Origin of the sequence: Haloglomus halophilum (genome assembly GCF_024298885.1) — an archaeon.
GTDB lineage: Archaea > Halobacteriota > Halobacteria > Halobacteriales > Haloarculaceae > Haloglomus > Haloglomus halophilum.
On record NZ_CP101166.1, the window covers coordinates 2216239 to 2231581 of the forward strand.

Genomic DNA, 15343 nt, shown 5'->3' on the forward strand with positions numbered 1-15343 from the left:
GTATCGGAAAATATGGGGGGGGGGGTTATTGCCCTGTGTGGGTGTTTCTCCCATTCCGGGGCCACTGTGACGGCCGCCCCCCCGTCCACTCAGAACTCGTAGTTCTCGAACTGCGTCGGCTCCTCGCCCTGGTCCTCGGTCGTGAGGTTACCGCCCTCCAGATCGGCGAGGATGACCTGCCCGCCGTAGCCGAACTCCGTGTCGTGGCCACGGACGACGACCTTCGAGCTGTCCGGGTCCACGGTCCGGGCGGTCATGAAGCGGTCGGTGGTCCGGGGCTCGTCGAACGATTCGCGGACGATGCGTTCGCCGTCGAGCGTCTCCAGTTGCCACCAGTCCGCGCCGCCGGCATCGGCCGGTGGGCTCAGGGTGACCGACAACTCGTAGCCGCCCCCGGTCTCGTCGAGGGACAGTCCGACCACGTCCGTCTCGGGCGTCGGCGTTCTGGTGGCAGTCCCGGACGGGGTCGCCTCCTCGCCCGTCCCCCCCTCCGAGCCCCCGGAGCCCCCGGAGCCCCCGGAGCTGCCGTCCCCGAACTCACTGCCGCCGAGGCTCTTGACCTGCTCCGGGACGAGGCCGGAACAGCCCGCGAGGAGGGTCGCGGCGACGCCGCCACTCGCGGTCAGGAGGCGTCTGCGGGTGGCCGACCGCGGCGCTGTGCGGTCGGACTCGGCGTCGGCGTTCACGTGCGAGTCGGCGCCGGTACCGGTGGAATCAGGCATCGTCGAGGATGAGACGGACAGCCGGTTTGTTATGCGGAAGATAACGGCGCTCCGGTCGCGAGGCCGCCTCAGGCGGATGCGCGGGCGGTCTCGTAGTCGACCGTCGGAACCGGGAGGTCGTTCAGCAGGTCGCGGACGACCTCGTCCTTCCCGACGTTGTTGACGCGGGCGTCGGCCGTGAGGACCAGCCGGTGCGAGAGGACGGACGGGGCGATGGTCGTCACGTCGTCGGGCGTCGCGTAGCCGCGACCACGGATGGCCGCCAGGGACCGGGCCGCCTCGAACAGCCGCTGGGTGCCACGCGGGGAGACGCCGGCCTTCACGCGCTCGTCCTCGCGGGTCGCTCGCGAGAGGTCCGCGACGTACCGCCGCAGGTCACGCTCCATGTGGACCTGTTCGGGGCTCTGCTGGAGCTTCTCGGGCGCGCCCTCCGAGCAGACCCGCGACACCGTCGGGGACTGGTTCGTCCGGTCGGCCCGGCGGTCCAGCAGCTCGAGCTCGCCATCGTCGTCGGGGTAGCCCAGACTCGTCTTGATGACGAAGCGGTCCTTCTGTGCCTCGGGCAGCGGGAAGGTCCCCTCCTGCTCGACGGGGTTCTGCGTCGCGATGACGAAGAAGGGGTCCGGGAGGTCGTGGGTCTCCCCGTCGATGGTGACCTGCCCCTCCTCCATCGCCTCCAGCAGGGCCGCCTGTGTCTTCGGGGAGGCGCGGTTGATCTCGTCGGCCAGCACGATGTTCGCGAAGATGGGGCCGGGATTGAACTCGAACTCGCGGGTCTGCTCGTTGAACACGTGCGTCCCGGTGACGTCGTTCGGGAGCAGGTCGGGCGTGAACTGGATGCGCGAGAACGAGAGACCGAGTGCCTTCGCGAAGCTCCGCGCTGTCAGGGTCTTTCCCGTCCCCGGGACGTCCTCGAGCAGCACGTGTCCCCGGGAGACGAAGCCCGTGAGGACGGTCTCGAGGACCTGCTCGTCCACGATGACCGCGTTGGATATCTCGTCGAGAATCCGGTCGCACTCCTGCTGGACCTTGTCCATGGCTGGACGAGGCCGTCAGTCTAGGTTATTATCGGTCACGTAACCGGCGCTCCTCCGCTCCGCCGCGGATCTGCCGCCCGACGACCGATACTCCGGGTGACTGCATCGGGACGGCGAATATCCCTCTGCGCCGGCGCTGTGGATACCGGGATGACGGCGGCGGCGGGGATACTGACGGCGGCGGGGATACTGACGGCGGGTCCCGAGTCCGACCGAACGGTGGCGACGGCCTGATCAACTGCGGGTCGGGCACCCCTCGGCGGCGATACGCCAGCGGGGCATAACCGGTCTCCCGGTCTGCCCCGGGTATTTATGCCAACCACTCCGACTGCCCGGAATGCTTTATACAGGCCGTTAGACGCCCGTTTTCGGCATTACCTTGCCCATAACTACCCCTGTGTCTCTCCCACGTACGGGATGCGATTACACACAAATGACACGAACGATAAACAGCATCGCGATGGCGACCGCCCTGGTCCTCTCGGCAGCCCTCGTGGGTGTCTTCGCGACGGCACCCCCGGTAGTTGGGACCGCCGACGCGACGACCAGTAGTACGTCACCGCACGGTGCGGACGCGAACTTCACGACCCGTCTGGACAACAACGCCCCCGGAGTCACGACGGCGAACGAGTACTACGCCTCGGGGCTCCGCAAGGACATGCAGGCGATGCACACCATCGTGCTCACGTCCGAAGCGTTCCAGTTCGACAGCTGTAGTTCCTCCCAGGTTCGGGCCTTCGGTATCGACCGGGGCAACGACGACCCCGGCACACAGACCGACGAGAGTCTGCTCTCGGCGTACAAGAGCATCTCCTTCGAGAAACACCAGATAACGGTGAAGTTCTACAAGGAGGACCAGCTCGCCGGCGGGCCGGTCGGCGTGAAGTCCGCCGACCAGATCGTCGCCCGCGGGGACAACTGTATCCAGAACCCCAGCGAGCCCGGCTGGTACCAGATCAGCGGCAAGATCAACGGCAGCACGAACGGCGACACCACGACGGACTTCTCGCAGGACACCACCAGCCACTACATCTACGTCTGTGACTGTGAGAGCCGGCAGGAGGCCGAGGAGAAGCTCGGCCCGCCGCCGGGCAGTGACGGTGGCGAGTCGACGGCGACCCCGACCGAGAGCGGCGGTGGCGAGTCGACGGCGACCCCGACCGAGAGCGGTGGCGGTGAGTCGACGGCGACCCCGACCGAGAGCGGTGGTGGCGAGTCGACGGCCACTCCGACCGACGGCGGTGGCGGTGAGTCGACGGCGACCCCGACCGAGAGCGGTGGTGGCGAATCGACGGCCACTCCGACCGACAGCAACAGGCAAGGTCAGGGAACGACCACCGGCACGAGCACGTCCACGGGCAACACCACCGGGACGGCGAACGCGACCTCGACCGGGAACACCACCGGGACGGCGAACGCGACCTCGACCGGGAACGGCGGTGGCTTCACGGGCGGCGGCTCGCAGAACGACTCGCCCTCGCCCACCAACTCCGGCGGGCAGCCCGGCTTCGGTCTCGCGGCAGCGCTCGGCGCGCTCGCCCTTGCCGGCCTGCTCGCTCGCCGCCAGCACGACTGACTCCTGGCCCACACGCTGAGCGACGCTCCCTTCTTTTCGCGCCACGCCACGGAGCCACGTGGTCGGTGGTCGGGTTCTCACGCGAGCTGGACCCCGCCCTGTCCGGCGACGCCGCGTCGACACGCCCCGTGATATCGACCATCCGGAGCGATTTACCCTCCGAATAACTACACACATGGCCGGTATACCGACGGATGGCGCTCGGCAGCGAGCGTCACTGGCTGTCAGCGCCCGATGCGACCGCGTTTCCGCGTTCGCACGGGTGCATCGACCCCCCCCACCCCACACCACCACACCGCTACCACCACCACCACAGCACGGTGTGGTCCCCCCGGCAGTGCCCCCCCGCTGCCGGGTTCTACTTCGACGCCCGACGGGCCTACCCACCGACCGGGTGTCGCGTGTCCCGAGACCCCACGGAACGCTCGTTCTGCCTGTTACGACGGCCATAACTACCAGTCCCGACCGGCTAGTCGGTTCCAGATACAGATGACTCGAGGCCACGCCGTCGGCATCGACTTCGGGACGACCAACAGCGTCGTCGCACACGGGACCGTCGCCACGGCCGGAGTGCTATCCGGCACGTCCGAGGGCCCGCTCCTGCCGTCGGTCGTCTCCCTCACCGACGACGGGGCGCTGGTCGGCCGCGAGGCGACGGAACGGGCGGTGGAGCGCCCTGCCGAGACGGTGGCGGGCATCAAGCGCCACCTCGGCGAGGAACACACCGGCGTGACCGCCCCGGACGGGACCGAGTACACGCCCGAACAGGTCGCCGCACTCGTCTTCTCGCGGCTCCGGGGGCGCGCCGAGGCCGCCCTCGACGGGCCGGTCGCCGACGCCGTCGTGACGGTGCCGGCGTACTTCGGCCACCGCCAGCGGACGGCGGTCCGCCGGGCCGCCGAGATCGCCGGGCTGGACGTCCGGCGGCTCCTCAGCGAGCCGACCGCTGCCTGCCTCGCCTACGGGGTCGGCGCCGCCGACGGGAGCGGGGCCGAACTGGTCCTCGTCTACGACCTCGGCGGCGGGACGTTCGATGTCTCGCTGGTCGACGTCAGCGATGGCGTCTACGACGTGCTCGCCTCGAAGGGCGACACGCGGCTCGGTGGCAACGACTGGGACGACCACATCATCGAGTGGTATCGCTCGCAGCTCGACTCGTCGGCGACCGAGACGCCCGGGACCAGCGCACGCCTGCGCAAGCTCGCGAAGCAGGCCCGCCACGACCTGACCGAGCAGGAGTCCACGACGGTCGAACTCCCGGCGCTCGGGATGAACGACGCGGTCGAGGCGACGCTCACGCGAGAGACCCTCGACGACCTGACCGGCGACCTCGTCGACCGGACGCTCGACATCTGCGACGACGTGCTGGCCTCGGCCGGCCGGAACCCGTGGTCCATCGACCGGCTCCTGCTGGTCGGCGGCGCGACCCGGATGCCACAGATCCGCGAGGCCGTCTACGACTTCTTCGGCGATGTCCCCTCCGAAGACGTCGACCCGGACCAGGTGGTGGCGACCGGCGCCGCCATCCAGGCCAGCATCATCCACGACGGGCCCGAGACGAGCGACGGGTCGGACGCCGTGATGGTCGACGTGGCGCCCCGTCCGCTCGGGGTCGAGACGATGGTCGACGGCGAGGCGGGCTACTTCTCGCCGGTCATCGAGGCCCAGACCTCCATCCCGGCCTCGCGGACACGCCACTACCGGACCGTGCGTGACGACCAGCGCTCGGTCTCCGTCCGCGTCTACAGCGGCGAGGCCGAGCGCGTCGCGGACAACGAGTACCTCGGCTCGTTCGTGCTCCGGGGGCTCCCGAGGGCTCCCGCGGGCGAGGTCGGTGTCGACGTGACGTTCACGGTCACCGAGAACGGCCTGCTGGAGGTGGAAGCCGCCGAGAACGAGACGGGCCGGGCCGTCGACGTGACCATCGAGTCCCCGTTCGACGGGCCCGACGGCGAGGTCCGAAAGGCCCGTGAACAGCTCCCGACCCTCGAGCACGCCGATGCGTGAGGACGCGACGTTCTACGAGGTGCTGGATGTCGACGCCGACGCCAGTACCGAGACCATCGAGGCCGCCTACCGCGAACAGGTGAAGGAGTACCACCCGGACGTGAGCGACCGGCCGAACGCCCGCGAGGCGTTCCAGCGCATCAACCGGGCTCGCGAGGTCCTCACCGACCCGACCGAGCGCGCACGCTACGACCGACTCGGGCACGAGACGTACCTCGCCCGCCAGCGCCGCGGGCAGTCATCGGCCGACGACACGGACGCCGGCGAGTCGCCGCCGCAGCGACGCGAACCGGCCACGAGCGGGACGGCCGAGGACGACCGCCGGACCCGAACCGGGCAGGACAGCCGCCGGACTCGGGGCCGGGAGGACGACCGTCGGACCCGGACCCGAACGGGGAACGGAGCGACCGACGACCGCTCGGGGCGGCCGGGCGCCGGTGGTCCCGGTCGGCCGGGAACGGACACGGCGGACGGGCGCCGCGCGGCGGGCGCCTCGGGCGGGGCGACACCGGGGTGGTTCGCGCTCCACGAGGCACTCTCGGCGACGGCGCTGCTGGCGCTCGCTGGCGGTGCCGTGGCAGCCGCGGCCCTCCTCGGCGGGACGCTGTCCGCGGCGACGAACGCGCGACTGTTCCTCGTCGGGTGCTGGACGGTGGTGGCGGTCCTCGCGGGGACGCTCGCCGCGCGAAGCGGACGGGCGCTCCCGGACGATGTCGTTCGGGTCCACGCGTTCCCGCTCGCGCTGTTCGTGGGTGCCTGGTACCTCCGCCGGGTCGACGGAGTGGACCTGCTCATCGGTGGTCTCCTCGCGTACGGGGCGTTCGCCGCACTGTTCCGGACCTCGGCGCTGGTGGGGCGGGACAGGGGGTCGACGCTCCGCCCGGCGCTCGTCTGGTTCCTCGGGACGGCACCGGCCGTGCTGGTGCTCCCCGCGTCGCGGGTCCCGGTCGCCGGACGGGTCGCCCCCGTCCGCTCCGTGGAACTCGGCAGCGGGGTGGGCGGCCTCGGTCCCACGATGGCAGCGGTGCTCGCACTCGGGGCGCCCGTCGCCGTCGCGCTCGGCTACGCGTTCGTGCGACTGGGTCGGGCACTGGTCTGAGTCGCGGGCGGCCGGGAGAATGTGGGTCAGTGTCGAGCCGCGTCGGGGGCGTGACCCGGGCGGTGATTCGACCGCTCTCTAGAGCCCGATGGGGTCCAGGATGGGGTCGAGCGGCGATGTCGGCGCCGGTGTCGGTGTCGAGGTGCTCGGTGGTGTCGGCGTTCCACCGTCGCCCGGAAGGGTCGGTGTCCCACCGCCGCCCGGCGGAGTCGGCGTTCCGCCCGGCAGGGTCGGTTCCGGCGTCGGGGTGGGTGTCGGAGTGGGGTTCGGGGTCGGGGTCGCCGTCGGCGTCGGTGAGTCGGTGGCCGTCGGTGTGGGGCTCGAGGTCGCCGTCGGCGTCGGTGAGTCGGTGGCCGTCGCGGTCGGCGAGGCCGTCCCCGTCGGGGATGGTGTTCCCGTCGGTGTGGCTGTCGCCGTCGATGTCGGTGTGTTCGTCGCGGTCGGCGAGGCCGTGCTGGTCGCCGTGCCGTTGGCCGTCGCGTTGGCCGTGCCGTTCGGGGTGGGTGTCGGGGTCGCGGTGGCGTTCGGTGCGGCCGCGCCACCGCCGCTGCCGCCGGTGCCACTACCTGTGCCCGCGCCGTCCGAGAGGGTGAACAGGTTGAACGGGCCGACCCACGGGCCGGCGAGCGCGAGCAGGGCGAAGAACACGACGGCCGCGAGGACGGCGAGGACGGGGAGCAGCGGCCCGTCCCCGTCGAAGAGCCGCTCCTCGACCGCCGCGAGCCCCGCGATGCCGGTCGCTGTGCCGGCTGCACTGCCGGCCGCCCCACCGCCCCCCGAACTGGCTGGTTCGGCCGGCGCCTCCTCCATCAGGTCCGGCTCGGTGGTGTCGCCGCTGGCGAGCCAGCCCTCGAAGTCGAAGCCGTCGACCTCGAACGGCTCCTCGTGGGCGGCGGGCTCCTCGTCCCCGCCGGGAAGCCAGTCCCCCACGGTTACCCCCTCCACCTCCGGCGGGCCGGCAGCCCCGCTGACGGTCGACGCGCGATTCCCTCGCTGAGGCGTATCAGGGCTCCAATATGTTGCACGAGTACAACCTGTCACCGGAACCGTTTGCTTATGCTCCGGGTATGGCCGCGAAACTGTTCGGGTAATCGCTCATGCCCTTTTTGTACCGTGGGCGTACCAACCGTTCGCCGGGACTGCTGGCCGACCGACCAGTCATCTGCCTCCGACCAGTCATCCGCCTCCGACCGACCGCTTTCCACGGGGTAACTCGACCCACTTACTGATATGTAAGATAGAGTATATGTCTGGTGGTGGTTTTGGTTCGGGTACGAGATGCGCGACACACCCACCACCCCGAACCCGACCGGTACCGCGGACGCGAGCAGCGAGAACTCCGGTCTCTCCCGCCGGAGCTTCGTGAAGGCGGCCGGCGTCGTCGGCCTCGGCGCCGCCGCCCTCTCCAGCGGCGCCGCGCCGGCCCGTGCCGCCCCGAGCTCCGACTACACCATCTTCGAGGGGACCGACCACGAGCAGACCGTTCACGTCTACGAGGCCGCGCGTGACGGCCCGACCACGATGGTCGTCGGCGGCGTCCACGGCGACGAGCAGGCCGGCTACCGCGCGGCCGACCGGATCGCCGAGTGGACCGTCGACCGCGGGAAGCTCGTGGTCGTCCCCCGGGCGAACCCGCAGGCCATCGCCGCCGACCACCGGCCGTGGAGCAACGACCTCAACCGGCAGTTCCCGCCGACGGACGAGGAGTGTTACTCCCGGCTGGCGCGAGGGCTCTGGGCCACCGTCGAGTGGCACGACCCCGACTGGGTGTTCGACCTCCACTCCTCGCGTGGCATCTACAAGTCCGGCGACGGCGGCGTCGGGCAGGCGCTGTTCCCGACGTGGACGGACCCGTCGCGCTCCAGCGGGGAGCAGACGGTCGCGGCGCTCAACGAGCGGTTCGACCTCTCGGGCGACATGGCCTACCGGATGGGCAACACGCTCGACGCCGACCGCGACCTGCTGATGCACCGGGTCGCCGGTGCCCTCGACCGGCCGGGGTTCCTCTGTGAGACGACCGAGAAGGCGCCGCTCGACGAGCAGGTCGCCTGGCACCTGTTCACCGTCGAGCACGTGATGGCCCAGTACGGCCAGTCCCGCGGTGTCTCCGGGACCAGCGCCGCCGGCCCGGTCGCGGAACGCCGGACCCTCTCCCTCGACGACCCGTGGGCCTCGTACTCGCTCTCCGGCGACTACGAGAACCCGGTCGTGCTGGCGCCGGCGCTCTCCTACGCCGGGCCGCAGCCGGCCCACAGCCGCATCCGCAACGTCTCCCCCGACGGCTTCGAGGCGAGGGTCGAGGAGTGGCTCTACCAGAACGACGTTCACTACCCCGAGACGGCAGGGATGCTGGCCCTCGAGGAGGGCTCGTACACGCTCTCGGACGGCCGCTGTGTCGAGGTCGGCACCACGACGGTCGGCCACCAGTTCGGGAGCGTCTCGTTCGGGGCCGACTTCGGGACGACGCCCGTGGTGCTGACCCAGAGCCAGACCGTCGACAGCGACGGCGACCCCATCGTGACCCGAACTCACGACGTCTCGACCGCCGGGTTCGATGTCTGTGTCCAGGAGGAGGACGGCGAGGAGAACGGCGGCTACCACTCCCCCGAGACGGTCGCCTACGTCGCCATCGAACCGGGGCTCGGGGCCGTCAGTAACTGCTCCTCCGAGGCCGGGCGGACGACGGCCGACGAGAACTGGACCCGCATCGAGTTCGACCAGTCCTACTCGAACCCGGTGTTCCTCGCGTCGGTCGAGTCATACGCGGGCTGGAACTCCGTCAGCGTCCGCTACCGGAACCTGACCGGCTCCAGCGTGGAGGTCATGCTGGGGGAGGAGCAGAGCGCCGACGAGGAGATGGGCCACGTCGACGAGTCCGTCGGCTACCTCGTCCTCGAGGGCTGAACCGTAGCGTCACGACCGTGGTGGGTCGAGGCCGCCTGGGGGCGGCTGCCAGTGCGTTTCGCTGTCGAACTGTTTTCGCCGCTGCCGGTTTTCCGCTGCATGTGCTCGTGCGCCCAGCGACGACGCTCCTCGTCCAGTTGACGCTCCTCGTCCAGCTGACGCTCCTCATCCAGCCGACCCTTCTCGCCCAGCCGACCCTCAGGACGAGGCCGACCTGGCGCTGCGGTACGTGGTGGCCACGCTGACCGCGGCAGCGACCAGCAGGAGCGCGACGGCGAGAAGGGCAGCGGTGTCGGCCATCGACTCGACCCACGCCCGGAAGTCCCGCCAGTAGCCCGTCTCGAACGCGAGCCAGCCGCCGAGGACGACGCCCGCGGCGAGAGCACTGACCGCGACGACGAGATGGCTGGCGAGCAGGACGACAGCGTTTGTTACGGTGGAATCGTTCTCGTTCATAGGTTATTGGCGTGATTGTGTTGGAATTTCTCTGGTTGCTCGGCTATCGGTGCGTTACGGCAGCCACCAGCGGAGGTCGTTCGCCCGGAGCTTCTGCCGGGCCGGGAGGTCCCGGACCGCCCGGTCGTCCGGGAAGAACTTCTCGTCGAGGTCGTGTTCCTCGTACAGCGTCTCCCGGTCGGGCCACGCCGGTTCGATGGGGCCGACGAGCGGGAGCTTGCGCCGGGCGAACCGCTCGATCTGGTTGAGCAACTCGATGCGGTGGGGTCGGCCGGGCGGCCGGTGTTCGAGGAGCCGGTCGTCCATCATCGCCAGCGCGTCGGCGACCGTCCCGTAGTGGCGGTGTTCGGGCGGGGTCTCGAGGTGCCACTGGAGCAGCTCGCGGTCGATGGCCACGAACGATTCCAGGTAGTTGTCCGCCAGCTGGGTCCGGAAGTGCGTCACCGGCTGGTTCCGCAGCACCAGCAGGTCCATCGCGTTGTGGGCGGAGTCGACCCGTGACCGGCCGGCCGCGAGCTCCGCCTGCAGCCGGTCGGCGATGAACGCCCGGGGGTCCTCGAGGTCGAGGTCGAGGCCCGGGAACAGCCCCGCGATGCGGTCGGCGAGCCGGTCGCTCCCCTCGGGCATGAACCCGAGCGTGTCGATGAGTTCGGCCACGGGCTGTGGGTCGTCGACGAGCTGGCGCTGGGGCACCTCCACCCCCAGGACGGACTTCGAGTCCCACTCCAGGAAGTACCCCTTCAGCAGCGTATCGTACAGGAGGCCGTGGTACATCGTGTCCGCCTCCAGTTCGTCGTCGTAGCCGCCGTGGTGGACGTGCAGCGACTCCCGCAGCCCCTGCGTGTACGGCACCTTGCAGTCGACGTCGCCGAGGTAGCGCGCCGCGGGCGCCAGCACCGTGTGGTCGGCATCGAACTGGTCGGCGATGCGACGGGCGACCGCCACCTCCTGGGAGTCCGGCGCGCCGACGGTGTAGCACTCGGTGATATCGGGCTCGCCGGCGAGGATGGTCCGGGAGTCCTGCCCGGCCGACAGCAACAGCCCCTTCCGGCCGGGGTAGCCGGCCCGCCGGTCGATGGCGCGGTCGAGCCGGTCGGCAAGCACGGCTGCGTGGTCGCCCGGCTGCGGGTCGTAGACGAAGCGGTCGAACTCGCCGACCGACGCCGTGCGGAGGTAGCCGTCGAACGGAACCCGCTCGAGCGACTCGAACAGCGTCCGCTCGCCCAGCACCGTCCCGAGGTGGAGGAACTCCAGCACCGCGGTGCGGTCCGGAGCGGGGTCGCCCAGCAGCCCCCGGAAGACGGACGCGTCCGTTCCGAAGGCGCGCGGTCCGAGCGCGTCCGTGTAGAAGCACTCCCACGAGCGCAGCGGGTCCGTCGCCACCAGGGCGTCACCGTCGACCTCGACCACCGCGAGATACGACCCGTTGAGCCGGTCGAGTGCCCCGTCGTTGCCGGCGACGTGGTTCTCGAGCAGCCACGCTGCGGGGTCCGCCTCGGCTGCGTCCGGCGTGAACGCCTCGCCCCAGACGACACAGACCCCGCGGTCGGACTCGGCGACGGCCGTCCGGTCGGCCACCCCGAGTGCGGGGTCACGGACGCCGACGGTCACGGACTCGCCCTCGACGACGGTGTGGAACTCCGACTCGTCGCGGTGGTCGGTGAAGGCGTCGCGGTCGCCGAAGACGCCGAACAGCTCCTTGTTCATCCGTCCCCGCTCGGCCTCGGGCGCCGCGCACCGCGTGGCCTCTCCCCGCATCATCACTGTTCGACCACCGTTCGTCGCTCGCTCGCCTCGTCGTCCGATTCCCCCATCCGGTCGAGGACCGGGGTCTCCAGGAACGTGAGGAGCGAGTACAGGACCGGCGACCTGTCGTCGCCGGCCATGTGCGCCCGGTAGCTGTCGAGTGCTCCGCCGTAGTCGAGGAACGGCAACTCGCGGATGGGGTCCCGGTTCTCGACGATGGTCTCTATCGGGAAGTTCCGGGCCCGCAACAGCGCTGCGCGGTCGGGCCACGGGCTGTGGTCGAGGTGGTCCTCCGGCGGCGTCTCGTCGCCGACGTGCTTGCGCCAGAGGACCTTCAGGTTCCCGCCGACCCAGTCGACGGGGAAGCGGTGCTTGAGGGGCATCCCGGTCCGCGCGTGGGGAATCTCGGCCAGCGCCGGCGAAAGCTGCTCGACCGCCCGGTCGACGAAGTCACGCTGGAGGAAGTACCGCATCGGGACCTGCTGCTGGAGGTCCAGCAGGCGGTTGTCGAGGAACGGTGTCCGGTAGGGGCGCATGTGCATCAGGCTGCGCGAGAAGGTCGCGTCCGTGTCCGCCCCCATCGGATAGAAATCGCCGTACAGCACGAGGTCCTGGAGCGAGCCGTACTCGACGCCGTGGCTCACCACGCCGTCCCGGGTCTCCCGGATGTTGTCGGCGATGACCGAGTCGATGGGCGGTCGCCCCGGCAGGTACGACACCGGGTCGACCACCTCCGTCGTCTGGAGCGCGACGTAGTCCTCGACGGACTCGACCGGGTTCCTGGTCGGGAGCTTCAGGGTCCCGACCGAGCCCAGCGAGAGCGAGCGCGCGTCGAGCTTGCTGCCCTTGAACAGCGAGTCCGCGTACAGCCCGGAGACGAGGACATCGACCTCCTCGCAGATCTCGTCCTCGAACCCGGTGAAGTACGCCTGGTCGAACCAGCCGCTGAAGTTCGAGATGGCGGGGTTGCGCTCGAGCGCGGCGGCCTCGTGGTCCGGGTCGCGCTGGAGCAGGTGGAACTCGTCGCCGGCGGTCTCGGCGGCCTCGAGGGCGACGTTCGCCTCCCGGCTCATCCAGTCGGCGATGTGGAACGCGGTGACCGGCTGGTCCATCGCGGCCTGCACGAGCCGGGAGTCGCTCCCCCCACTCAGGAGGATGCCGTAGTCGAGGTCGTCGCGCGTCCACTCCTCGACCACGGTCTGGAACGTGTCGGTGAACCGGTCGAGGTACGTCTCGAAGTCCTCGTCGACCGGCTCGTAGCTGGGGCGCCAGTACGTGTCCACCGAGAGCGACCCGTCCGCGAGGTCGACCGTGGCGATGGAGCCGGGCGGCACCTCGCGCACGCCCGAGAGCGGCGTCTCGACGCCGAACACCCGGCGGAGCTGGAAGTACTCCTGGAGGTACGGCGCCTCGAACTGGGGGTCCACGTCCGGATGGAGCGGCAGCGCCTGCAGCAGCGAGGAGAAGACGAGCCGCTCCCCGTCGGGACGCGATACGAAGAACGGGCGCGTCGCCACGCGGTCGGTGACGAGCGACACCGTCCCCGCGGTGCGGTCGTAGACGACGAGCCCGAAGTCGCCGTTCAACTCGCGGACGAAGTCCATCCCGTACTGGTCGTACAGGTCCGCACAGTAGCGGGCGCTCCCGTCCGGCGGGCCGTCCCGGGGGACGTAGCTCTCGTCGGCCCCGAAACCGTAGACGTCCCCCCAGACCCAGACCAGCGCCTCCCCGTTGCGGGCCCGGGCCGGCTGCTCCCCCGACAGCAGCGGGTGGAAGGAGCCGAACACCGACAGCCCGTCGTCGACGAACCGGTGGGCCACCTCGTCGTCGCGCCAGGCGATGGCGTCGACGAACTCGTCGGGCGGCGTGCGGTCGTCGACTGCACCACAGAGTCCTACCATCAGTTGTCCACTCCTGACACTCCAGAGGCTTTATTATCGGAGCCGTAATCCCGATTCACGGCCGCCTCGAGGGATAGAGCGGGCGTTTCGGCGCTGCCTAGAGGTAGCCCAGCGTCTGGAGGCGCTCCTCGACCTCGTCGTCGAACGCCATGTCCTGTGTCTCGTCGCCCAGCCGCTGCTTGTACGTCGTGATGGCCGTGTCGAAGCGGCCACGCGCGAAGCCCGGGGTCTGGATGTCCGTCCCGCTCACTTCCTGCCAGCAGGGCCGGTTCGGGTCGAGTCGGAACCGACGCTGGCTCCCCAGCGAGTCCCACTCGAACTTCGACCCGGTGCCGTCGTAGACGGTGCGGAGCATCCGGTTCCAGTGGGCGTACTCCGCCTCGTCGAAGTCCAGCCCCCACGTCCCGTCGTCGGTCCCGAGCAGGCCGACCGTCTCGGCAGCCGCGTGGTCGTCACAGTGGTCGTCGTCGAACGGCTCCCCGTTGGCGAGCCGGCGGACGACCGCACCGAGTTCCACCTGCGAGAGGAGCCCGGTCTCCGTTTCCGGCCAGCCCTCGGGCGGGTTGATGATCTCGAGGGGCACGTGCAGGAGCGCCTCGCTCTGGCTCCCGGTGTGGTGGAACAGGCCGTCCTCGGCGGCGAAGCCGAGATTGTGTCCGTGGTCGGCCGTGACGACGACCGTCGTCTCGTGGTCGGTCTCGGTGCGGATGCGCTCGATGGTCTCGGTCACCTGCCGGTCGAGGTAGTCGATGGCCGCACCGTAGAGGTCCCGATAGTGCTGGGCGTAGTCGGCGGTGGCGGCAGCGTCGCGGTTCAGTTCCCACTTGTTCAGCTCTGTCGACGACCAGGAGTTCGGCGCCGTGTGGAGCGAGTCGTCGTACTGGAGCAGGTTCCGCAGCGGCGTGTGGGCGTCCATGTAGTTCGCGAACGCGAAGACGGGGGCGCCCGCGTCGTCGGTGACCTCCTCGGTCAGCGTCGCCGAGATGGTGCTCGCGCCGTCGTCGACGAACTCCGGCACCGGGAGGTCCTTGAAGCGGTGGCCGACCTGTGACCAGACGCCGTTCGCGAGGCTCCGGACCGGCTTCTCGTGGCCGGCCGCCGCGCGGAGGAAGCCGAGGTGTCGCCGGAGCGAGCTGTCGGCCTCGGCCGCGGCCATGTAGTCCTGTACCGTCAGGCCGTCGGGGAACAGCGACTCGTTCGTGTGCGAGCCGATGGAGAAGTCGTGGAAGGAGTCGAACAGCGCGTCGAAGCCGAACAGGGAGTTGATGTACGCGTTCGCGCTCAGCCCCACGGTCCGGTGGTTGGGCAGGTCGCCGAGGAAGGTGTCCTCGTGGTCGAGCGCGTCCCCGAAGTCGAACGAGGCGTCGAACGACTCCGCGTGGACGCCGTGCCGATGCAGGAGTTCGCCCGTGAAGATGCTCGTGTGGCTGGGGACGCTCCAGGAACTCGCGGTGCGACAGCCCTCGAACGAGCAGTCCGAGGCCTCGCGCAGCCGGGGGGCGTACTCGTCGAAGTAGTCCTTCCGGACGGTGTCGAGGACGACGAGGACGACGTTCCGCGTCATGCGATTGCTCCGGGCTGTGGGTGGTCCGTCGTCGGTGTCGGTCCCGTCCGCGAGCCCCGGCGTAGCTGGACGCGACGGTGCGGAAGCATACCCACACCCAGAACCCCGCGGCTCGTTGTTATCGGCGTCGTAAGGGCATGGAGGCCGAACAGCCGCTCTACCCCGTAGAGCGGACTGCCGGGGTGGTAGATGGCCCCCGTCGGGTCTCTCGGCGGGCGAGTGTCCAGTCCTCCGCCGTCCCCGGTATGCTGTGCTCGACTCCGTGGGGGTATTGTTAGTGTCGGCGTTAGCCTGATATCTTCACCCCCGGCCGCCGTGATGGCTCACACGT

General features: G+C 70.1%; 11 protein-coding genes. 4 read left to right on the top strand and 7 right to left on the bottom strand.

Features of this window, described 5'->3' with window-relative positions:
- Positions 1-89: 89 nt before the first annotated feature.
- Together NL114_RS10710 and NL114_RS10715 are read right to left on the bottom strand one after the other, a co-directional pair.
- Positions 90-722 carry a hypothetical protein gene (locus tag NL114_RS10710; RefSeq protein ID WP_254820910.1) on the bottom strand — a complete coding sequence of 211 codons (633 nt, stop codon included), beginning with the start codon at positions 720-722 and terminating at the stop codon, positions 90-92.
- Positions 723-790: 68 nt separating this feature from the next.
- Positions 791-1759, bottom strand: coding sequence for an AAA family ATPase (locus NL114_RS10715; RefSeq protein ID WP_254820911.1), 969 nt, complete (start codon positions 1757-1759; stop codon positions 791-793).
- A 460-nt stretch (positions 1760-2219) separates the two neighbouring features.
- Here NL114_RS10715 and NL114_RS10720 point away from each other — a divergent pair, with 460 nt between their 5' ends.
- From NL114_RS10720 to NL114_RS10730, 3 genes are all read left to right on the top strand, one after another.
- Positions 2220-3335: a PGF-CTERM sorting domain-containing protein gene (locus tag NL114_RS10720; RefSeq protein ID WP_254820912.1), complete on the top strand. Its 1116-nt coding sequence runs from the start codon at positions 2220-2222 to the stop codon at positions 3333-3335.
- A 489-nt stretch (positions 3336-3824) separates the two neighbouring features.
- A complete protein-coding gene (locus tag NL114_RS10725; protein WP_254820913.1) occupies positions 3825-5342 on the top strand; it encodes an Hsp70 family protein in 1518 nt (505 codons plus the stop codon).
- Positions 5335-6441, top strand: coding sequence for a DnaJ domain-containing protein (locus NL114_RS10730; protein ID WP_254820914.1), 1107 nt, complete (start codon positions 5335-5337; stop codon positions 6439-6441). Before NL114_RS10725 ends, NL114_RS10730 begins: the two co-directional genes overlap by 8 nt.
- Positions 6442-6519: 78 nt before the next feature.
- Here NL114_RS10730 and NL114_RS10735 read toward each other — a convergent pair whose 3' ends face one another.
- Positions 6520-7371, bottom strand: coding sequence for a hypothetical protein (locus tag NL114_RS10735; protein WP_254820915.1), 852 nt, complete (start codon positions 7369-7371; stop codon positions 6520-6522).
- Positions 7372-7719: 348 nt separating this feature from the next.
- Here NL114_RS10735 and NL114_RS10740 point away from each other — a divergent pair, with 348 nt between their 5' ends.
- Positions 7720-9345 carry a M99 family carboxypeptidase catalytic domain-containing protein gene (locus tag NL114_RS10740; RefSeq protein WP_254820916.1) on the top strand — a complete coding sequence of 542 codons (1626 nt, stop codon included), beginning with the start codon at positions 7720-7722 and terminating at the stop codon, positions 9343-9345.
- 198 nt (positions 9346-9543) lie between these two features.
- Here NL114_RS10740 and NL114_RS10745 read toward each other — a convergent pair whose 3' ends face one another.
- The 4 genes from NL114_RS10745 to NL114_RS10760 all read right to left on the bottom strand — a co-directional run bounded on the left by NL114_RS10745 (position 9544) and on the right by NL114_RS10760 (position 15012).
- Entirely contained in the window at positions 9544-9801 is a 258-nt protein-coding gene (locus NL114_RS10745; protein ID WP_254820917.1) for a hypothetical protein, read from the bottom strand.
- A gap of 54 nt (positions 9802-9855) precedes the next feature.
- The gene (locus NL114_RS10750; RefSeq protein ID WP_254820918.1) at positions 9856-11562 is read right to left on the bottom strand and encodes an asparagine synthetase B family protein; all 1707 of its coding nucleotides are present in this window, start codon (positions 11560-11562) and stop codon (positions 9856-9858) included.
- Positions 11562-13448 carry an asparagine synthase-related protein gene (locus NL114_RS10755; protein WP_254820919.1) on the bottom strand — a complete coding sequence of 629 codons (1887 nt, stop codon included), beginning with the start codon at positions 13446-13448 and terminating at the stop codon, positions 11562-11564. The genes NL114_RS10750 and NL114_RS10755 overlap by 1 nt, the downstream gene beginning before the upstream one ends.
- 97 nt (positions 13449-13545) lie before the next feature.
- The gene (locus tag NL114_RS10760; RefSeq protein WP_254820920.1) at positions 13546-15012 is read right to left on the bottom strand and encodes a sulfatase-like hydrolase/transferase; all 1467 of its coding nucleotides are present in this window, start codon (positions 15010-15012) and stop codon (positions 13546-13548) included.
- Positions 15013-15343: the final 331 nt, after the last annotated feature.